The 20,453-nt window shown below is 58.8% G+C and carries 19 protein-coding genes, 1 tRNA gene and 1 other RNA gene; 8 read left to right on the top strand and 13 right to left on the bottom strand.

Going from position 1 to position 20,453, the window contains the following annotated elements:
- Positions 1–2 precede the first annotated feature (2 nt).
- The 3 genes from ascJ to ascL are packed head-to-tail and all read left to right on the top strand — an operon-like array spanning position 3 to position 2,010.
- Positions 3–743, top strand: a complete 741-nt coding sequence (ascJ, locus tag AB5Y76_RS20460; RefSeq protein WP_179831119.1) for a SctJ family type III secretion inner membrane ring lipoprotein AscJ — start codon at positions 3–5, stop codon at positions 741–743.
- A complete protein-coding gene (locus AB5Y76_RS20455; protein WP_263716798.1) occupies positions 740–1,366 on the top strand; it encodes a Yop proteins translocation protein K in 627 nt (208 codons plus the stop codon). The genes ascJ and AB5Y76_RS20455 overlap by 4 nt, the downstream gene beginning before the upstream one ends.
- Positions 1,345–2,010 carry a SctL family type III secretion system stator protein AscL gene (gene ascL, locus AB5Y76_RS20450; protein ID WP_139493437.1) on the top strand — a complete coding sequence of 222 codons (666 nt, stop codon included), beginning with the start codon at positions 1,345–1,347 and terminating at the stop codon, positions 2,008–2,010. Before AB5Y76_RS20455 ends, ascL begins: the two co-directional genes overlap by 22 nt.
- A gap of 149 nt (positions 2,011–2,159) precedes the next feature.
- Here ascL and ruvC read toward each other — a convergent pair whose 3' ends face one another.
- From ruvC to AB5Y76_RS20425, 5 genes are all read right to left on the bottom strand, one after another.
- Positions 2,160–2,681, bottom strand: coding sequence for a crossover junction endodeoxyribonuclease RuvC (ruvC, locus tag AB5Y76_RS20445; RefSeq protein ID WP_005334512.1), 522 nt, complete (start codon positions 2,679–2,681; stop codon positions 2,160–2,162).
- Between the two features lie 115 nt (positions 2,682–2,796).
- Entirely contained in the window at positions 2,797–3,846 is a 1,050-nt protein-coding gene (locus AB5Y76_RS20440; RefSeq protein ID WP_201913530.1) for an efflux RND transporter periplasmic adaptor subunit, read from the bottom strand.
- A 15-nt stretch (positions 3,847–3,861) separates the two neighbouring features.
- The gene (locus AB5Y76_RS20435) at positions 3,862–6,924 is read right to left on the bottom strand and encodes an efflux RND transporter permease subunit (RefSeq protein WP_263716797.1); all 3,063 of its coding nucleotides are present in this window, start codon (positions 6,922–6,924) and stop codon (positions 3,862–3,864) included.
- A gap of 165 nt (positions 6,925–7,089) precedes the next feature.
- Positions 7,090–9,429 (bottom strand): acyl-CoA dehydrogenase, encoded by a 2,340-nt coding sequence (locus AB5Y76_RS20430; RefSeq protein WP_263716796.1) that lies wholly within the window; start codon positions 9,427–9,429, stop codon positions 7,090–7,092.
- A gap of 48 nt (positions 9,430–9,477) precedes the next feature.
- Positions 9,478–10,131 carry a TetR/AcrR family transcriptional regulator gene (locus tag AB5Y76_RS20425; RefSeq protein ID WP_005334507.1) on the bottom strand — a complete coding sequence of 218 codons (654 nt, stop codon included), beginning with the start codon at positions 10,129–10,131 and terminating at the stop codon, positions 9,478–9,480.
- 468 nt (positions 10,132–10,599) lie between these two features.
- On the opposite strand from AB5Y76_RS20425, the gene AB5Y76_RS20420 reads away from it, so the two are divergent.
- The 3 genes from AB5Y76_RS20420 (at position 10,600) to AB5Y76_RS20410 (ending at position 12,499) form a co-directional block, all read left to right on the top strand.
- Positions 10,600–11,340 carry a phosphatase gene (locus tag AB5Y76_RS20420; protein ID WP_263717025.1) on the top strand — a complete coding sequence of 247 codons (741 nt, stop codon included), beginning with the start codon at positions 10,600–10,602 and terminating at the stop codon, positions 11,338–11,340.
- Positions 11,341–11,429: 89 nt separating this feature from the next.
- Positions 11,430–11,505 (top strand) — tRNA-Thr (locus tag AB5Y76_RS20415).
- 298 nt (positions 11,506–11,803) lie between these two features.
- Entirely contained in the window at positions 11,804–12,499 is a 696-nt protein-coding gene (locus AB5Y76_RS20410; protein ID WP_368177817.1) for a hypothetical protein, read from the top strand.
- Positions 12,500–12,679: 180 nt separating this feature from the next.
- On the opposite strand, the gene AB5Y76_RS20405 is transcribed toward AB5Y76_RS20410, so the two are convergent.
- From AB5Y76_RS20405 to smpB, 7 genes are all read right to left on the bottom strand, one after another.
- Positions 12,680–13,333 (bottom strand): inovirus-type Gp2 protein, encoded by a 654-nt coding sequence (locus AB5Y76_RS20405; protein ID WP_368177816.1) that lies wholly within the window; start codon positions 13,331–13,333, stop codon positions 12,680–12,682.
- Between the two features lie 337 nt (positions 13,334–13,670).
- The gene (locus AB5Y76_RS20400) at positions 13,671–14,090 is read right to left on the bottom strand and encodes a hypothetical protein (RefSeq protein WP_368177815.1); all 420 of its coding nucleotides are present in this window, start codon (positions 14,088–14,090) and stop codon (positions 13,671–13,673) included.
- Positions 14,087–14,281, bottom strand: coding sequence for a helix-turn-helix transcriptional regulator (locus AB5Y76_RS20395; protein WP_368177814.1), 195 nt, complete (start codon positions 14,279–14,281; stop codon positions 14,087–14,089). The genes AB5Y76_RS20400 and AB5Y76_RS20395 overlap by 4 nt, the downstream gene beginning before the upstream one ends.
- Before the next feature lie 47 nt (positions 14,282–14,328).
- Complete coding sequence (locus tag AB5Y76_RS20390) at positions 14,329–15,072, bottom strand: hypothetical protein (RefSeq protein ID WP_368177813.1); 744 nt, start codon at positions 15,070–15,072, stop codon at positions 14,329–14,331.
- Positions 15,072–16,376: a tyrosine-type recombinase/integrase gene (locus AB5Y76_RS20385; RefSeq protein ID WP_368177812.1), complete on the bottom strand. Its 1,305-nt coding sequence runs from the start codon at positions 16,374–16,376 to the stop codon at positions 15,072–15,074. Before AB5Y76_RS20385 ends, AB5Y76_RS20390 begins: the two co-directional genes overlap by 1 nt.
- Before the next feature lie 526 nt (positions 16,377–16,902).
- Positions 16,903–17,262: a transfer-messenger RNA gene (ssrA, locus tag AB5Y76_RS20380) on the bottom strand.
- Between the two features lie 166 nt (positions 17,263–17,428).
- Positions 17,429–17,917 carry an SsrA-binding protein SmpB gene (gene smpB / locus AB5Y76_RS20375; RefSeq protein WP_005334498.1) on the bottom strand — a complete coding sequence of 163 codons (489 nt, stop codon included), beginning with the start codon at positions 17,915–17,917 and terminating at the stop codon, positions 17,429–17,431.
- Between the two features lie 169 nt (positions 17,918–18,086).
- On the opposite strand from smpB, the gene AB5Y76_RS20370 reads away from it, so the two are divergent.
- Positions 18,087–18,521: an SRPBCC family protein gene (locus AB5Y76_RS20370; RefSeq protein WP_005334496.1), complete on the top strand. Its 435-nt coding sequence runs from the start codon at positions 18,087–18,089 to the stop codon at positions 18,519–18,521.
- Positions 18,514–18,861, top strand: coding sequence for an RnfH family protein (locus tag AB5Y76_RS20365; protein WP_263716794.1), 348 nt, complete (start codon positions 18,514–18,516; stop codon positions 18,859–18,861). Before AB5Y76_RS20370 ends, AB5Y76_RS20365 begins: the two co-directional genes overlap by 8 nt.
- 80 nt (positions 18,862–18,941) lie before the next feature.
- Here AB5Y76_RS20365 and AB5Y76_RS20360 read toward each other — a convergent pair whose 3' ends face one another.
- Positions 18,942–20,216 (bottom strand): amidohydrolase, encoded by a 1,275-nt coding sequence (locus AB5Y76_RS20360; protein ID WP_160882430.1) that lies wholly within the window; start codon positions 20,214–20,216, stop codon positions 18,942–18,944.
- Between the last annotated feature and the right edge of the window lie 237 nt (positions 20,217–20,453).

Here is a 20,453-nt window from a genome sequence, read left to right as displayed (position 1 = left end):
GTGTGAAGAGATCGATGCTGATGGGGGTGCTTGGCGCCTCGTTGCTGCTCAGTGGCTGCAAAGTGGAGCTCTATACCGGGGTCACTCAGAAAGAGGGCAACGAGATGCTGGCGTTGCTGCAAACCGAGGGGATCGCCTCGGACAAGCAGCCGGACAAGGATGGCCGCATCAAGCTGCTGGTGGAGGAGTCCGACGTGGCGCAGGCCATCGAGACCCTCAAACGCAAGGGCTATCCAAAAGAGAGCTTCTCCACCTTGCAGGATGTGTTCCCCAAGGATGGCCTCATCTCCTCGCCGACCGAGGAGCGGGCTCGTCTCACTTATGCCAAGGCGCAGGAGATCTCCAATACCCTGTCGGAAATCGACGGCGTGCTGGTGGCTCGCGTTCATGTGGTGCTGCCGGAGGGCAATGAGGGGATCAGCAAGAAACCCTCGCCCGCCTCGGCCTCGGTCTTTATCAAGCATGCGGCGGATATCCAGCTCGATACTTACATCCCGCAGATCAAGCAGTTGGTCAACAACAGTATCGAAGGGCTCGCCTACGACCGGATCAGCGTGGTGCTGGTGCCCTCGGCCGATGTGCGCCAGAGCCCGTTGATGCCGCGCAATACCTCGCTCTTCTCCATTGAAGTGAGCGAAGGCTCAAAGTGGCGGCTGGGCGGCTTGATTGCCCTGTTGCTGGCGTTGGTGGTGACCAGCAACCTGGCGCAATACATGTGGCACCGGAGCCGGAGTCGCGGATGACGGTCGGTTTGACCCCCTATCAGCTGCGCTTTTGCCCGGCCAGTTACCTCCATGAGGCGCACCTGCCCTCATCCTGGGCTCAGGTGCCCAAACTCTTGCCCGAGTGGCGGACGCTGCCAGCCAGTAACGGCGCCCTGCTCGAGGTGCTGGCGCTGGGGATTGGCTACGAGATGCCCGCGCCTCTGGGGGGATTGGCGCTCTTTCCCCAAAGCGAGCTGGTGTTGTTGTTGCGCCGTCTGGGGGCCGTGCTGCACGGAGAGGCGATCCGTCGCTGCCTGCTGGCACCGACGCTGCGCCAGATCATCGCCCTGCTGGGGGAGGAGGGGCACAGAGCCGTACTCTCCCAGCTCGACTTGTTGATTGGACCTTGGCCCGCTGGCTGGCAGCAGCCTCTGCCCGCTCAGCTCGATGAGGGGGTGCTGGAAGAGGCGGGCTTGCAGTTCTGGCTGGCGGCTGCTGGGGAGGGCTACCTCGACTGGGCTCGCCGCCTCGCGCTGCGACTTCCCCCGGCGCCACCCGGGCCATCATGGCCTCTGGCGGCCGATCAGCTGCCACTGGCCCGGGCGCTTTGTCTCAAGATTGCCAAACAGGTAACTCCCCAATGCTGCCATTTGTTGAAATAAAGAGTGACCATCTGCAACTGGCGCCAAGCCAGCGTATTTTGCGTAGCCAGGATTACCTCTCCTACCTGAGTGCACAGGAGCTGGTAGAGGCCGCCCGGGCCCAGGCGGCTGATATTGTGGCCGAGGCCCGCGCCGTCTATGAAGAGCAGAAAAGCCTTGGCTGGCAAGCCGGGATTGACGAGGCCCGGCGCGAACAGGCGGTGCTGATCCACCAGACCCAGTTGCAGTGCCAGGGGTACTATCGCACCGTGGAGCAGCAGATGAGCGAGGTGGTGCTGCAGGCGGTGCGCAAGATCCTGCACGATTACGATCAGGTGGCGCTCACCCTCAAGGTGGTGCGCGAGGCGCTCTCGCTGGTGAGCAACCAGAAGCAGGTGACGATACGGGTTCATCCCGAGCAGGTGCAGGCGGTGCGTGACCAGATCGCCCGGGTGCACAAGGATTTCCCCGAAATTGGCTATCTCGAGATCTCCGCCGATGCCCGCCTCGATCAGGGGGGCTGCATTCTCGAGACCGAGGTGGGGATCATCGATGCCAGCCTCGATGGCCAGCTGGAGGCTCTCTCCCTCGCCATGAGTTCGGCGCTGGAAAAGCGTGGTGAACAGCAGGCCCGACTCGCCGGGGCGAATGCCGCGGTTGAATAAGGCGGCTGAATATATGGCCGGCTACGTAAGAGAACATTCATCTGACAAGTCCCGCCGGTTGTTACCTGCGTAAAACAAAACCGCCCCGGAGATCCGGGGCGGTTTTTTTATTTAGCGATACCGAGATGAGTTGTGGACGACACAAGGGCTCAGCGATAGCGGCCACGTACCGAGCTGCTGGCACGGCCGGCCATCTTGATCAGGCTCTGGCGGGTGTGCAGGTGGCAGAGCGCGACGCCAAGGGCATCTGCCGCATCTGCCTGCGGGGTAGCGGAGAGTTTCAGCAGATGGGTCACCATATGCTGCACCTGCTCTTTGGCGGCGCCGCCGGTACCGACCACCGCCTGCTTGATCTGGGTGGCGGAGTACTCGCTCACCGGCAGATAGGCGTTGACCGCGGCGACGATGGCGCTGCCCCGGGCCTGCCCCAGTTTCAGGGCCGAGTCGGCGTTGCGGGCCATAAAGACCCGCTCGATGGCAAACTCGGTGGGCTTGAACTGGGTAATGATCTCGCATACCCCGTCATAGACCTGCTTGAGGCGCTCCGGCAGCTCGCCGCAATCGGTGCGGATGCAGCCAGAGCCCAAGTATTCGGCCTTGCCGCCCACGACCCGGATAACCCCGTATCCGGTGATCCGCGAACCCGGATCGATGCCCAAAATAATGCTCATGGGTGTTGATTGCTCTAAACGCGAGTGATGGCCGCCAAGATAGCAAACTGTGGACCGTTTGGCTGTATGTCCCGGGTCAAGCGGGCAAAGATTGGCCAGCCTGCGTCGGGCGTGGTTAGCCCTTGAACAGCGCTATGGTGTCGCCATCCTGCAGGCTGCCGGCACCGCGCACCACCACCCGATCCCCCTGCTTGAGGGCGCCGCTCACTGCCACTTGCTGGCTGTCGCCAAACAGCACGGTGACCGGCACCCGATTCACTTTGAGCGCCTTGCCGCTTCGCGCCACCTGATAGACCACGCTGCCATCGGTGCCGAGCACCAGAGCATCCCGGGGCAGCAGCATGCTCTGCTGATCCCCCAGTGGCAGTGCAACCCGTACCGGCGAGCCGATGATGAAGGTGCCCGCTTCCGGTTTGAGGCGCAGCTCGATGAGGCGCGACTTGGGATCGGCGCTGGCGGCTCGCTGGTAATAGACGCCGTGACCGCTCAGCTGCTCCCCCTCCACCCGCAGCCGGGTTTGCGGTGCCAGCTGCTGGGCCCAGAGAATGGGGGCCTGCAGGCGGATATCCGGCTGATCCGGGTTGACCAGCTCCAGCGCCTGCTCGCCCGCGTCCACATGCTCGCCGGGCTGGATGAAGTGGTTGTTCACCACCCCGTCGAACGGGGCATAGATGTGGCTGCGGCGCAGCTGTTCTTCAATCTGGTTCACCTGTATGGCGGCCAGTCGCTCGGCCAGCGCGGCCTGCTCCACATCATAACTGGCCTTGTCGTACTGGCTCTGGGAGGCGCTCTTTTGCTGGTGCAGTCGGGTGATCCGCTGGGATTCGGCGCGGGCGAAGCGCAGGTTGCTCTGCCATTTCGCCTGCTCGGCGCGAGCCTGCTCCAGCGAGAGGCGCAGTGCCGCGCTGTCGAGGCGCAGCAGCTCGTCCCCTTTTTTGACCCGGCTGCCAAATTCGGCGATCCACTCAACCCGGCCGCTCACTTCGGCGCTGAGCGCCGCCTGCTGGCGACTCGCCACCGTGCCGCTGACCCAGATATTGGCGGCCGCATCCCCTTGGGTCACATCCGCCAGGGTCACCATCTTGCCCTGATCGGCCAATACCGGTAGCGCACTGCCTGCAATCAGCACCGCGCCAGCCAACATTCGGGTAATCATGTGTGTCATCGATGAGATCCTTGCTCAGGCCCGCTGGCGCAGGGGTTGTGGGATCGCCACCTGCTCCCCGAGACGCAGGAAGGCAGGCAACAGGATCAGGGTAAACAGGGTGCTGCAGCTCATGCCGCCGACAATGACGGTGGCGAGCCCGCGGTAAATTTCGCTCCCCTCGCTCGGGCTCAGCATCAGCGGCAGCATGCCGAAGATGCTGGTGAGACTGGTCATGGCGATGGGACGCATCCGGCTTTGCAGGGCATCGGCCACCGCCAGCTGGCGGCTCATGCCGTCCCGCTCGGCGGTGCGGGTCTGATGCACCAGCAGGATGGCGTTGTTGACCACCAGTCCCAGCAGGATGACAAAGCCGATGATGGTGAGCAGATCCATCGGCAGCGGCACCAGCAGCCCGCTCAGTTGCAGTGCCAGCACGCCGCCAACTGAGGCAAGGGGCAGGGTGAGCAGCACCAGCAGGGCATCCTTGAGGGAGGCAAACACTCCCCACAGCAGCACCAGCAGGATCACCACGGCAAACAGGAAGATGGTCCCCAGATTGTCGAGCGCCTGTTGCAGGCTGTCGGCATTGCCGGCAATGCGCAGCTCGCCACCGGCGGGCAGCAGGGGACGGATGGCGGCAAAACTGCGGTTTTTCAGGGTGTCGATCACCTGCTCCATGGTCATACCCGCCGGGGGCGCTATCTGCAGGCTGATGCTGCGCCGCCCATCGGCCCGGAAGATGCTGGCCGGGCCCATGTCATGCTCCACCCGCAGCAGCTCGCCAAGGGGAACGATACGCCCGGAGGGGGTGGCCAGCGGCACTGCCTTCAGTTCGTCCGAATTGGCGGAGCTCTGCCCCATCAGCATGATGTCGAGCCGATCCTCGCCGTCGAAATACTCGCCAACCCGCAAGCCGTCGCCAAAGGTCTGGATGATGGTGGGCAGGGGCGTGCGATCCCAACCCACTTCGGCGAGGCGCCGATCTTGCGGCACCAGTTTGAGCTCGGGGGCGGTGAAGTCGAGACTCGGTTCGGGCCGGATCTGTGCTCCCGGCAGGTCCTTGCTGAGGATCCCCATGCTGGCACGGGCCGCCTGATAGAGCTCGGGCAGGTTGCCTCCCTGCAGCAGCAGGGAGACGCCGTTCTCGCTGTCAAAGCCGCCAAACAGCGACCCCTGACCGCCGAACACCCGGGTGTCGGGAATACCCACCAGCAGCTGTTTCATCAACAGGCTCTCCAGCTCCTTGATGCGGGTCTCGTCCTTGGGGCGCACGCCAATCTGGGCGCCCCCCGGGTAGCGCAAGATGTAGTAGTTCTTGAGGGCAGGCTCTTTCTCCCCCTTCATGTAGGGGGCGAGGCGGGTGATCAGGGTATCGATCACCTCTTCGCGCTGGGCCTTGAGATTGACCCCGGGGGTGAAGTTCATCCAGACATCCACCGCGTCCCGTTTCACGTCCGGCAGATAGTCCATCTTGGGCAGCAGCGCCCAGGTGGCCAGTGCCGGCAGGCTCATCATCAGGGTGATGACCGTCCAGCGCTGGCGTGAGGTCGAGGTCCAGCGGATCACATGACGAGTGGTGCGCTGCCACAGCGACTCATAGGGATCGGTCAGCGTTTCATGTCCCATCCAGCGCGCCGCCACCGCAGGCAGTACGGTGACGGCGACCAGCATGGAGACTGTCACGGCGCAGGCGATGGTGAGCGCCAGATCGGCAAACAGCTGACCCTCCACATCGTTGAGCAGCAGCACCGGCAGGAAGATGGCGACCGTGGTGAGGGTGGAGGCGACCAGCGCCGTCCACACCTGACGGGTGCCTTCAAGCGCTGCCTCCGCCTTGCTCAAATCCCCCCGCTCGTGGCGCCGGTAGATGCTCTCCAGCACCACGATGGCGGCGTCGAGCACCATGCCGACGGCAAAGGCGATGCCCGCCAGCGAGATGATATTGAGGGTGCGATCCATCACCTTGAGCAGACAGAAGGTGAGCATGATGCTGATGGGGATGGCGAGGGCAATCATCAGGGTCGCCTTGAGCCGGCGCAGGAAGAGCCAGAGAATGGCACAGGAGAGCAGCACCCCGAGCCCCAGGTTGGCGGTGACCATGCTGACGGCGCGATTGATGTAGAGGGAGGCATCGAACGACTGCTCCATGTGCAGCCCGACCGGCTCCAGCACCTCGCGGTTGAGCTCGTTCACCCGAGCCTTGATCGCCTCAAGGGATGCCAGGGCATTGGCGCCGCTCTCCTTGAAAATCTGGGCGGCGATGGCGGTATTGCCGTTCTGGATCCGCAGCACCGGGTTCTCTTCCCGGGCCACCCTTACTTCCGCCACATCCCGCAGATAGATGGGCAGGCCATCGCGCCAGTCCACCACCTTGTCCCCCAGCGTCTCGACATCATAGCGACCGGCGAAGCGCAGCTTGTACTCCCAGCGCCCGATGTCGAGGGTACCGGCCGACACGTCCCAGCCGGTGGTGGCCCGGCTGGCCAGCACCGGGATCTCCACCCCCAGCTCGGCGGCGCGATAGGGGTCGAAACGGATCTGGATCTGGCGCTCGTTGATCCCCTCGACTGCGACCGTCGAGACCCCTTCGATGCGCTCCAGCTCGGGTTTGACCCGCGCCTCGATCAACGCCTGATGATCATCGATCACCCCTTTGGCGCCGGGCAGCTGCTGGATGAAGAAGAAGGTGAGGGTATCGTTGCTGCTGTAGTTGTTGACGTAGGGACCGCCAATCTTGTCCGGCAATCCCGAGACCCGGTTCAGTCGCGAAATCACGTCGAGTTGGGCCCGCTGCATGTCGGTGCCGAGGGCAAACTCCATGTCGATTTCGGTAAAGCCGGGATAGCTGTTGCTGACAAGGCTCTTGAGCCCTTGCACCCCCTGCATCTCCTGCTCGATGGGGTCGGTGATCTCCGACTCCATCTCTTGGGGCGAGGCTGAACGCCAGCTCACCGAGATGTTGAGGTGTGGACGGTCGATGTCGGGGAACAGCTGGATCGGCAGTCCCCGGATGCTGAGCAGGCCCAGCAGGAAAATCAGCACGATCGAGACCGCCACCCAGATGGGGCGTTCGATCGCCGTTTTGGCGAGGTTCATTCACTCTTCCTGAGTTGTTGTTATCGGCCATTCCGCTGGCCTTGCTTCCAAAGCCCCTGCAAAGGGACTCAAGCATTTAACTGGAATTCTCCCGGCTTGTAAATGCATGGTTAACAAACAAAAAACCGGCCACGAGGGCCGGTTTTGTACAGGTTTGCCAAGGGGTCAGGCGGCGTGCTCGACCTTGTTTGGCTGCTTGTTTGCTTGCTGGGAGAAGCCTTCCAGCTCGCCCGGGGCGAAGTTGTCTACCTGAATCGCTTCGTAGCGCAGGGCATCGGCGGCCAGCAGTTTGTCCGCTTCGTCCTTGCTCAGGATGGAACCGGCCAGCGCGGCGGCAACCAGCTCCGGCAAGGCCAGTTTGCGGGGCAGTTTGCCCTCTTTCTGGGCCTGCACCAGCTTCTTCTCGTAGGGCTGCACGGCGACCATGGCCTGGAAGGCACGCTCCATCATACCGACCGGATCCGCCTCGTCTTTGCCCACATAGCAGAGAGCGGTCAAACGGTCGCGGAACTCGCCCGGCTTCATCATGGCCAGACAGATGGCGTGGCAGCGATCGTCGGCCGGCATTTTGTAACCCACGCCGAACGGGAACACCACGCGCTTGAGTACGGCACCCACTACCTTGTTCGGGAAGTTCTGGAAGAAGCCCTCGAACGCCTTGCCAATCAGGTAGAGGTTGCGCTCCACCGCGTACTGCACGAACGGCAGGTCGGAGACCATACGGCCCTGATCCTCGTAATGCTTGAGGGTAGCGGAGGCCAGATAGAGGTGGCTCAGCACGTCACCCAGACGGGCGGAGATCATCTCCTTGCGCTTGAGATCGCCACCCAGCATCAGCATGGAGACGTCGGCGCACAGGGCCAGCCCTTTACTCATTCGGGAGAGCTGTTTGTAGTAGCGGGCGGTTTCACCGGCTACCGGCGCGCTGTTGAACTGACCCAGAGTCAGCCCCTGGAACAGGGAACCGAAGAAGTTGCCGGCGCCGAAGGCGATGTGCTTCATCAGCAGGGCGTCAAACTTCTCGAGACCGCGTTCCACGTCGGTATCGGCCGCCGCTTCCAGCTCGGCAAAGACATACGGGTGGCAGCGGGTAGCCCCTTGCCCGAAGATCATCAGGTTGCGGGTCAGGATGTTGGCCCCTTCCACCGTGATGGCGACCGGAATACCCATGTAGGCGTAGCCGGTGTAGTTTTTCGGGCCCAGCTGGATTGCACGACCGGCGTGGATGTCCATGGAGTCATCCATGATCTGACGCGCCATTTCGGTCATGTGGTACTTGGAAATCGCGGTGACGATGGCCGGTGCCTGACCCAAATCCAGCGAACCTGCGGTCATGCGACGGGCCCCTTCCAGCTGATAGGTGAGGCCGCCGATGCGAGCCAGCGCCTCTTGAACACCTTCAAACTTGCCGATGGACATGCCGAACTGCTTGCGCACATAGGAGTAGGCGCCCACGGTGCGGCTCGCCATGTGACCGCAAGCGGTGCCCAGCGCAGGCAGCGAGATGCCGCGACCAGCGGAGAGGCACTCCACCAGCATGCGCCAGCCGCGACCTGCGTAATCCGGGCCGCCGATGATCCAGTCGAGCGGAATGAACACATCCTTGCCGAAGGTCGGGCCGTTCAGGAACGCCAGCCCCATGGGGTAGTGGCGATCGCCCACCCGCACGCCGGGGTGGCTGGTGGGGATAAGCGCGCAGGTGATGCCGAGCTCCTCCTTGTCACCCAGCAGTTTTTCCGGATCATAGAGTTTGAACGCCAAGCCCAGCACGGTGGCGCGGGGCGCCAGGGTGATGTAGCGCTTGTTCCAGTTGAGGCGAATACCCAGTACCTCTTCACCCTTGTGCATCCCTTTGCAGACGATCCCCTTGTCAGGAATGGCGCCTGCATCGGAGCCCGCTTCCGGCCCGGTCAGGGCGAAGCAGGGCACCTCTTTGCCATTGGCCAGCCCCGGCAGCCAGAAATCTTTCTGGGCCTGGGTGCCGTAGTGCATCAGCAGCTCACCCGGGCCGAGAGAGTTCGGCACCATGACGGTGACAGCCACGCTCAGGCTTTTGGTCGCGATACGGGTGACGATGGTGGAGTTGGCAATCGCCGAGAACTCGCGGCCGCCATAGGATTTCGGGATGATCAGGGAGAAGAAGCCTTCCTTCTTCAGATAGTCCCACACCGGCTCTGGCAGGTCTTTGGTTTCGTTGACGATCTTGAAGTCATCAACCATGGCGAGCAGGGTTTCGACCTGATTGTCGATAAAGGCCTGCTCCTCTGCGGTCAGCTCGGCCTTGCCGTAGCCGTGCAGTTTTTTCCAGTCGGGGTTGCCGCGAAACAACTCGCCATCCCACCAGACGGAGCCGGCTTCCATGGCCTCCCGCTCGGTGGCTGACAAGGGCGGCAATATCTTTTTGAAGATGCCGAACACCGGACGGGTTACCACCTTTTTACGGATGGAGGGTACGCCGAGCACAACGGCTATCGCCAGCACCAGCAGGACAAGCAATGTGATCATACCGAAGTTCCTTCTATTTCACTGTTTCCGTTGATTTATTGTTGGTTGTTACACGGCCAGGGAGAGCCTGGTCGACTCCACGGGCGCCCCGACTCCGGACGCCAGATAAGGAATAACGTTGCGCACCAGCCCTTCCACATCGAGCTGCTGGCCAAAATCGGCCAGGGCGATGTCGCGCAGCGCATCGGCAGAGGCCATGGTGAAGACGACGGTGCCCAGGGTGAAGTGCAGGCGCCAGAAGAGGTCCGCCGGCGACAGGGCCGGGTTGGCCTTGGAGATAGCCTGGGTGATCCGCTGCAAAATGGGGCCGTAGTGGGCGGTGATAAAGCGGCGCAGGTGGCCCTGGCTGTCGATATAGCCGCGCCCCAGCAGCTGCATGAAGATGGCCGGGCCGTTGGCCCGTACCGCCGAGAGCTTCATCAGCGGTTCGACAAAACTTTCAAACAGTTGCAGCAGGGTCAGCTGCTCCTGCTCCATCAGTACCCGCAGGCGAGCATCAAGATCGGGCATAAACAGGCTCAGATAGCGGTCGAGCACCGCCTGGATCAGCTCCTTCTTGGAGCCGAAGTGATAGTTCACCGACGCCAGATTAACGTCGGCCTCGCTGGTGATCAGACGCAAAGAGGTATCGGCGAATCCCCGCTCGGCAAACAGCACTTCAGCGGCGTCGAGAATACGGTTTTTGGTATCGATTTTACTCACTGGACACCTCACTTAAACGAATGTTTAAAAAGTACGTTTCATAACGTGAAGTGTCAAGAGAATGTGAATGAGTGTTAGCGGAATGTTTTTCGCTGAAAAAAGCAAAGTGGGCGGAACTTAGTCAAAAAGCAGGACTCTATATCTATGCCACTGCAATTAAACATTAAGTCTCGCCCAACCTGCACCATGCTAGTTGGGCCTTTTTTTGCGCGTCTGTTACCGGTTTGCGGTTGGCAGGCAAAAAAAACCGCCGCAGGGCGCGACGGTGGGGAAAGTGAGTTCGCGTCATCCTGACGGCAAACTGTCGATGCGAGTTCAGGCATGTATCGACGGGGGCAGTATGCCAGCCAGAGCCCCTCAGACTATGTCAGCTTCGCGGTATTTTGTGACAAAGTGTGGCAAGCACTGGCGTGGCCCAAGCTGCCGCTCTTTGCTATGCTGCCCTTTCAAAATATGAGGGGAGAGAAGATGAAGTACCCGGTCGATACCCACACTCACACCATTGCCAGCACCCATGCCTACAGCACCATCCACGACTATCTGCCGATAGCCAGGGCCAAGGGGATCAAGCTGTTTGCCACCACGGATCACGGGCCCGAGATGGCCGATGCCCCTCATGTCTGGCATTTCGCCAACTTGCCGATATTGCCAAGAGTGGTGGATGGGGTAGGGATCCTGCGGGGTATCGAGGCCAATATCAAAAACTTGGAGGGGGAGATCGATTTTCCCGAGCGTTACGAGTCGCGCCTCGACATGATCATGGCGGGTTTTCATGAGCAGGTATTCCCTCCCTGCGATCAGGCTACCCACACCCAGGCGATGATCAACGCCATCAAGAGCGGCCGGGTCGACATGATCAGCCACCCGGGCAACCCCGCATTTCCCATCGACATTCAGGCGGTGGTCAAGGCGGCAGCTGACTATCGGGTAGCGCTGGAGATCAACAACTCCTCCTTCATTGATTCCCGTCCGGGGAGCGAAGGCAACTGCCGTGCCATAGTCGAAGCCGCGCGAGATCTGGGGGCCTATCTCACTTTCGGCTCCGATTCCCACGTGGCATTTACTCTTGGCGATTTTGACCATTGCCACCGTCTGGTGACCGAAGCGGGCTTCCCGCAAGAGCGGATCCTGGTGCGCTCCCCCCGCGCCCTGCTCGAATTTCTCGAAAGCCGCGGCCGGGCCCATATCCCCGAGTTTGTCGATCTGTAAATCGGGCTCTAACACCATGAGCCAACTCATAAAATCGAGCTGGCTCAATTGACTTGCCGGTCATTTTTTATGAATGTGGAGAGCAACAAGCCGGTATAGCTCAGTTGGTAGAGCAGCGCATTCGTAATGCGAAGGTCAGGAGTTCGATTCCCCTTACCGGCACCATATAAAACAAATAGTTAGCCTCTTTGTGAGGTTGGCCATTTGTGATTTTTTACTCCATACCCCTCCGCGTACCCCTCCTTTACTTTTTGCTACCCATTAATGAGCCTTTTTATGGGCTCTCAAAATGGACTGCTAGACGGCTATCTCTTTTAGGTGTCTAGAAATGGACTAAGCCAAGCGGGGCAGACCTCTACCTCAAACCAATTGATACAGGTCTCAAAAAGAGACTGGTTTATCCAAACCTGACAAAAAAATCTTTACACTGGGTGCTCGTGATCACGATTGAAGGAATCGCTCAGTGTTAAAGCCCATTGCCGCATTACTTATCACCTCCACGTTTTTAGCTGGCTGCGCTTCCATCGCGCAGATTGGCCCATACACTCCGCCAACTCAAGACGTCAGCGAACCAGCTTTGAATCAAACACAAACCGCCTATGTAGGTGATCACCTGCTCAGTCAAGGCACATACAGCGAGCGAGAAGCGATAGAGTTTAAGTCGATGTTCAAGCTCAGCGGGTGGAGCTATGGAATTACTGCGGGCAAGTTCGTTAAAACGGGTGAAAACTCAAACTATGATTATTACACCCCTATGGAAGGGCCAAAAGGCGGGAAAATCGAAAGGTATAACGGACTATCAATGATATCACCAGCCATCGGACTTCAAGTCTCAAAGGCGGCTAATGACCTGTGTATATTCATGCTTTCCCATGAAGTTGTGTGTGGAGACGACAAGTCCCCAGCAACCAAAACAACCGTTAGAACGATAGATGAAAATGAATTCCAGCAAACGCTAATATACAACGGCATGGTAGGTAACAAGATCAATATTGCCTACCGTGAATTTAGTGGCAAGCAGGCTCGCTCTGCGTTCAGTAATGACGTTGAATATGACCTTTCACAATCTAAGGTCATTGGATACAAGGGCGCGAGAATCGAAGTCATCAAAGCCACCAATGAAAACATTACCTATCGAGTCATCAGTAACTTCAAATGAGTTACTTCGATGTGTCCTCAATGATTGCTGAATAGCGCAACTGACGACAGGCTACACAATGGCCGTCACTCGCATAGCGGGGTGAGTGGTGGCCATAGTGGCACGGCATCACGGGCTGATAGTATCGTTCGCCCAGCTCACGGGCTCGCCGTTTTCTAGCTCGGTTGATTGCGTCTCGGGTCATTGTTCCCCCGTCTGTTTTTTCCCTGTTTTTATCAGGCGTGAATAACCAAAGTCACGCACCCCATCCGGTCGATAGCCTTTGCCCCGTTCCTTGGTTAGATATGAGACACGGTAAACCGCCTCGGCAATATTGTGGCTGTCGGTCATCTGGAAGCCTCGAGGTGGTCTCGATAGGCTCCCGCTGTTACGTTGCCATATCTCCTCTAGTGCCACATACAATCTCGCGGGGTAGCGTAGCTTGTCGCCGTCTATGAGTAGTACCAAATGGTAGTGCTGGTGCTTTGCCTTCTCCTGCTCGCGGCACCAAACGTATTCTAATCGCGTTCCGTACTCTCTCATTACATAACGGCCAGCTTGCTTTAGAAATGCGCTCAGGCGCTCGCTGGTGGCCTCTCCCTTTCCCATATGAAGCTCAACACGTACAAACAGCACGCGCCGATAACGCGCCACCGCTTCCACGATGCGCCGGATCATCTCGCTTAGTGGTTTGGTGTAACAGCCGCTCGCTGGTGTGGAGTTGATCCGATAATCCTTCCCCTGATAGCGGTAAACGCGCTGGTGGGTGACGTGGTCATAACGCTTGCCCTGTTTACGCTTGGCTTTACCTGTTACCTTGGCAACAACAGCACTTGGCAGACCATCAGCTAACATAATGGGGCCGCTCCCTGTTCTAGCCCCTGCTTGGTTTGATTTCCTCCCAGATACAAACCTCTCACCTCATAGATATTATAAAATACCGCTCGATTTTCCGGTTTCCCGATCCCCGCCAAGCCGTGCCAATACTGGGGTTTCCCCTGTTCATCGATCCCAATTAGCATGTCCCAATTAGCGTAAATTGTGTCAGGCGTTACCAGAATGAAAAACGCGTACACGAAGAAGCGGCTTGCTTGGCCGCTTGCTGGTTGTTTCATGGGTGATTACACTCGATGGGCTGGTGGCTCCGCTCGCCAAAGTTGGCCACCAGCAGGTTGTGATTAGCGCCTCGGCTTTATTCGGCTGGGGCGTTTTCCTTTTCAAATTGCGCCAATCGTTCATTGGCATGTCTTAACTCTAGTGCCGCCCTCTCAAGTCTCTGATTTTCGCTCAATGCTCGCTGGTGACTCTTCTCTCTTAACTCGTTGAGGCGCTCAAGGCGGGCGCGGCCATCATCGGTTGGGCAACCTGTAAGGTGGCGCGGATCTAGCTTGCGAGCTGTAATAATCCCCTCGTCATTGATAACGTTAATGATCCGCCACTGGTAGCGAGCACCTTCTAATAGCTGAATAGCAGATCGGTAAGTATGCCCAAGACGGCGACAAAGCTCCTTTTCTGGCACCTCTTGACCATCGAGTAGCATCGTTAACAGCAGGCGGGCACGGGTGTTTTTCTTTGGATAGGCGCTGGCTGGTGCGGCAAGATTACGGATCATGCGTTCACCCCCCCAGCATTGCGGCGGCTGTCGATGTATTGATCCAGTTCATCAGAATCGAATCTCACGGAATTCGGGGCGATATAGATCGGGCGGGGGAATTTCACTGCCGGATTGCGGCGCAGTCGTTCGATGGTTGAGCGGCTAACGCCCAGACGTTCGGCGGCGGCGGTGGTGCTAATCAATGACATGGTGACGATCTCCGATTACCAAGGCGGGCTTGCCTTGGCTTCGGGTGTCACTTTATGTCAGCAGGGGGCAGGCGAGGGGGTACGGAATTCGGTAAATTCGAGGTCTCTAGCGAGTCTATAAATAGGCGAATCAGCCAAGGAGCTGTGGGGTCTAGGCGAAAATTCCCGCCCGCTGTCATGAATGGGATAGGCCGCCCCTTGGTTTTGGCGGCCAGTAATAGGCGATTCTCGGCGCTCTCAATGGTTGGAGTGAGCCAATCGAGTTTGTACTCTTGGGCCAGTAGCATCCTAACCAATCCCTGTGGCGTAAGACATGGTTCTGCTCCCGACTCGAGCAGCATCCGAATGCCCACCAATTCGGCGGCTTGGTATAGGTGGGCAACGCCTCGATACTTCCTCCATACGTCACGCCGCGCGTTTTGAACACCTGCCGCTTCTGCTGCCGTACCGTCCCTAATCCCCCAATCTGGATGGCCAATTACCGCTCTTAGTGTTTCGCCGCCAAACAACATACGGTGATGCGCCCTCACGATAAGCAGTCCGCGTTGAATATTTTCACAAGCACCAAAAAGCACGCGCTGGCGGGTTTCGTCGTTGATTTTCGATAAACACGAATAAGTGAGCCCCTTTGTTTGAAATTGGCGCGGCGCCAGACCCTCTGTGCGGTACATTTCAGCTCGCAGGCAGTCAACAACACGCCCTCTTCTGTCATGCGCGTGAGGGTGTGCCAGCACGGCGAGAAAGCACGCCGCACCAAAATGGTCGCGGGCAATTTTGGTACACTCAGCCACTACTTCTCACCCCCAAAGTTAATTGCAACCACATTATCCGGCACTTGCTCGGCGGGTTGAGTAAGTACCCGCACAAACTCGCCCCAGCGCAAAAACAGTGCTCGCAACTTCTCGGCCATGCCGCCCACTTGATAGGTGCGGATCAGCCTGTCTTTGGGAACGTGGTTTAGCATCAGTTCAATTAGGCGCTCGGGAGCGTCCAGATATTCCGCCGCGCCCGTTGCTACACTGCGGCGCAAGTCGTGCGGGCTGAATGGTACAAGCTCGGCAAGGTACTTGGTGCGAACACGCTCTAGCGCCTTGGTCACGGCATCCCCTGTGATTGGGTGTCCGGCCTTGCTGGTGGACTCGAACACATAGGGGCCACCGGATAACGCCCTTTGCTGCTCGAGAATCTCCAGCGCCAGCGGACACAGGGTCACAACGTGGGCGCGTCCGTTCTTGGTCTCGGGGATTGTCCAGCGGTCGCCGTTAATCTGCTCCCAGCGCATCCCGACAGCCTCAGAACGGCGTACAGCGCTCAAGGTGATTAACCGCAAGCAGTTTGCCACCGCCAGCGATAGCACTACATTAGACGCGATCCCACGGCCACCAGCGGCCACAGAACCGCCGCCAGCGGTCGCTTGTTCAAGTGCTGCCCATAACTGGCGCAATTCATCGCGGGTCAACCAACGTTCACGAGGTGGGGGCATAGATGCGCCAAACATGGCAGGTTTGAGCAGGCGAGCGGGATTGATTTCGATGTGACCTTGTAACACGGCATGATCAAGACACTGGTTCAGGACTATCAACCCCTTGCGTGCGCCCTCTGCGGTCTCTACTCGGCGGAAATGCTCATACAGTACGGCACGGGAGAGATCACACACTCGGGTATTGCCAATGGCCGATTCAATGTGGCGGGTGAATGTCCCCTCATAATCGCGCAGGGTGCGCGGGCCTATCGGTTTCGACTTGGCTCGCATCGCCAGCCAATCGCGGTAAATCTCGCCAAGGGTTGGCATCTCGATGTTTTTCGCCTTGGCTTGCTTGGTGACAGTAAGCGGATCAATTCCCTGCTTTACCAATTCAGCCGCTTTACCGTGGGCCTGTCTGGCTTTTGCTAGGGTCATGGCGGGATAGCCGCCAAGCAGCATTTCCCCAGCTTTGCCTCCAATCTTGTAGCGATAGACAAAGCGCTTGATTCCACTAGCACGGACTTCCAGCTTGAGCCCGCCACCATGCTTTGACTGAATCGCCACTCGACGCACAATAACGCCGGATTCTGGTTTGATTGCCGCAATCTCGGCATCGGTTGTAATCGCCATTTCGTACCCCTCCCCATACCCCTCTTTTGCTATGGTATAGGGTGATATTTCACGACACAACCTGATACAGTGGTTTGCTCTTAACCGGTTGATTTAATGGCTTTTATTTTTGATTTTTGAGGTGGGGTGAAACGGGCTGAAATTGGCAAAATCTGGATTCGTAATGCGAAGGTCAGGAGTTCGATTCCCCTTATCGGCACCATATAAAACAAAGGGTTAGCTTCTAGGTGAAGCTAACCCTTTGTGCTTTTAGGCTGGTGGCGCCCTCTCATTCCCCTCTTTAAATGCGCTCGCAAAGCCAAGGGGGGAAGGGTTGGCAGGCCAGACACCCAGTAGGTGGCCACTCAGGTGTTACCTGTCAAACGTAACACCAAAGACGGTGTTACCAGGGGGGGGTTACCACGGATGTTACTTTTAGAGCTGGATTAAATCGACGTCCTTGGATTTCTACAGACAACAAAAAACCCGCAAAGTCTTACGCTGTACGGGTTTCTTGGACTTCGTTGGTCACTGTTGGACCGGTATTTGGTGGAGCTGGGGGGATTTGAACCCCCGTCCAAAATTACTACATCCTTGGCACTACATGCTTAGTCACTCTTTACATTCGCCAACCCGCTGCGGAGAGACACGCCACGAATTGACTAGCTCGATTGGTTTTAATGCTTCCGCCCCGAGCAGGACTTCCACACGATCCTGTGAAGGATGACCTTCCGATTCCCTAGGACACAGGCAAGCTAGGGTAGAAGGGCTCTATGCAGGTTATTAAGCTGCTAGTGCGTAGTTTTCGTCGTTTGCGACTATTTTTTTGCGGTTTATTAACGAGGCCTACCGCACCTCGGCATGCACCTTGGGTTTCGTGAATCTTGTCGAATCCAGAATCAGCCCCAAGTTGTTAATTGCGATTGTACGCAAAAATGCTGTCATAGCAAGGCGTTGATACCCATTCCCTCTGGCTGCCAGTCTGTTTGCCGATTTATTGTACGCAGCTGAGCCTGAAGAGCCAGCTGCGCCGGGGGAAGGTGAACTGGCGTCCTGATCCTGCCAGTCGCAGGTTAGCCGCGATGCTTGTTCTTCATGATGCGAGCTTTTTCCCGATCCCATTCGCGGGCCTTGGTATCTTCGCGCTTGTCGTGCTCTTTCTTGCCCTTCACCAGGCCGATCTCGACCTTGACCCAGCACTGTTTCCAGTAGAGGGCGAGGGGAACTATGGTGTAGCCCTGACGGGCGATCAGGCTTTCGAGCTTGTCGAGTTCACGACGGCTCAGCAGCAGTTTGCGGGTGCGGGTCGGGTCACATACCACGTGGCTGGAGGCCGCTTGCAGTGGCAGGAAGCTGGAGCCGAACAGATAGGCCTCGCCATCGCGGAAGATGACATAGGCTTCGCTGATGTTGGCCTTGCCCGCCCGCAGGGATTTGACTTCCCACCCTTGCAGGGACAGACCCGCTTCGATCTTCTCTTCGATGAAGTATTCGTGGCGCGCGGTTCTGTTGAGTGCAATGGTGCTGGACCCGGCTTTGTTTTTACTGTTTTTTTTGCTCATGACGGGCGATTTCCGGCAATGACTAGGAGTCTCGTATTATACGTAGGCAGGGGCGGCTGTAAAACGCGCAGCTGGTCAAGTGGTGGCTTTCTGAGCGGTTTGGCTGAGGTTTTACCTCCACAACCCCAAACATGGTGATAAAATCGCGCCGATTGGATGAGGAAAAGCCATGCCCCGAATTACGCGCAGTGCCCTGGTGATGTTCAGTGCAGAACAGATGTTCAAGTTGGTTAACGATGTGGATGCCTATCCGCAGTTTTTGCCCGGCTGTGTCGGCAGCCGTGTCCACGAGGCTGGCGATGACTACATGATGGCGTCGGTCGATGTGGCCAAGGCGGGGATTGCCAAGACCTTTACTACCCGCAATCAGCTGGATGTGAACCGCCAGATCAGGATGGAGCTGGTGGATGGCCCGTTCCGCAAGCTGGCGGGCTGGTGGACCTTTACCCCGCTCGATGTGGATGCCTGCAAGGTGGAGTTTGATCTCGATTTCGAGTTTACCTCCAAGCTCATCGAGGTGGCCTTTGGTCAGGTATTCCGCGATCTGGTGAGCTCCATGGTCTCCGCCTTCTCCAACCGGGCGAAGGAGGTATACGGTGTCTGACCAGCTCAACATCGAGGTTGTCTATGCCTTGCCGCAGCAGCAGACGGTGATTGCCCTGCGGGTGGCGCCCGAGACCTGCGTGCAGGCGGCCATCGAGCAGTCCGGCATCGTGCAAAAGCACCCCGAGATCGATCTGGCGGTCAACAAGTTCGGCATCTACAGCCGACCGGTGAAATGGAGCGAACCGCTGCACGACGGGGATCGTATCGAGATCTACCGCCCGCTCATCGCCGATCCCCGCGAGATGCGCAAAAAGCGGGCCGAGAAGGCCAAAGAGGAGGGGAGAGCCGATAGCGTGACCGGGGGCCGCCCCGATGTGCATCGCAAGCACCGCGAGTAGCGCTCAGGTTTTCTTGCAGAAAAAAGGCGCCGAGGCGCCTTTTTTTGATCCCGTTAGCCGGTGAGCTGGCCGAGGGGATATCAAGAGAGGGTTGCTTCTGCCACACCCAGCCGTGCGCGTGCCCAGGCGGCCAGCAGCTCGACCCCGCTTTGCATCACCCGCTCATCGAAATCGAATTCGTTGTGATGGTGTGGTGCCGCCAGATCGGCCCCCAGAATGAGGTAAGCCGCTTCGCCCCCCTGTTTTTGCACCCGCTCCATCAGAAAACCGGCATCTTCGCTGGCGCCAAAGCGGCGAGTCTGGATAGTGGCGAGCCCCTGCTTGCGGGCCAGCGCCGCCAGCTCGGCTTGCAGGGCCGGGCTGTTGTCGAGGGCAATGGCCTCACCCTGCTTGATGATGCGATAGGTGACACCGTGGGCGAGGGCAGTCCCTTCGACGATGCGCTGTACCTGACTGAACATGTAGTCGTTGAGCGCGCTGTCGGCGCCGCGGGTTTCACCGCGCAGCTCGGCATGATCGGGGATGACGTTGCGGCCGCTGCCAGCGTGAAGCTGGCCAACGTTGATGCGGGTCATGCCGTCGCGGTGGCGGGGAATGCCGAGCATGGCGGTGGTGGCCATGCAGGCGGCGGCCAGCGCATTGCTGCCAGCGTTGGGTTCGAGTCCCGCGTGGGCGGCGGTGCCCATAAAGTGGACGTCGAACTTGGTGGAGCAGAGAAATTCGGTGGGATTGATCACCAGCTCGCCGCTGCCAGCGTGAATACCGATATGGAGCGAAAGCAGGGCATCCACGTCATCGAGTGCGCCACCGGCAGCCAGCGCCTTGCCACCGCGGCACCCCTCTTCGGCGGGTTGGAAGAAGAGCTTGATGCGGCCGCAAAGCTGCTCTTTCATCGCCATCAGGCTGCTGGCCAGCCCCATGCCGATGGCGGTGTGGCCATCGTGGGCGCAGGCGTGCATCCACCCCTTATTGTGGGAGGCAAAACCCTCCTGCTGCGGTTGGTGTTGTTCAGCGTCGGACTCTTCCACCTCCACCGCGTCGATATCGAAGCGAAAGGCCAGGGTCGGACCGGGACGGCCGGTATCCAGCTCTCCCATCAGGCCAGTGACATCGCCGATCCGCTCCAGCCAGTCGGGATGGGCTCCCTGACGACGGGCGCGAGCCTTCTCGGCCGCCACATCCACATCACGGCCCATCATCAGATTGCTGGCCAGGAGTTTGTCGCCAAGCACAATGCGATAACCGAGCTCGCTCAGGTGGTGGGCAATCAGGCTGGTGGTGCGAAACTCTTTCCAGGCGGCTTCCGGCAGGCGGTGCAGGTCGCGGCGCCACAGGATCAGGTGCTCAAGGGTCATCTTGGCTTCCTTGGTGATTCGATTTGTCGACTATTGTGCCTTTTTTCCCGGCTGACCACACGGGGCCTGCAGCTGGTCGGGGGAGCTGTGCGTGCGAGTGATGTCTGTGAGGGCCGTGAATAGTGGTGAGCGCCCATAAAAAAGGCTCTGTCCCAATTACGTGTTGAAAGGCTAATCTTGAAGTAGGCCATCACCTTGAGGTCTACCATCATGGATACCCCAGCCTTTCAACACCTG

It is taken from the genome of Aeromonas sp. R1-2 (assembly GCF_040908505.1).
Taxonomy (GTDB): Bacteria; Pseudomonadota; Gammaproteobacteria; order Enterobacterales; family Aeromonadaceae; genus Aeromonas; species Aeromonas veronii.
Note: the sequence above shows the minus strand (reverse complement) of the source record. Positions and strands in the feature narration are given on the sequence as shown.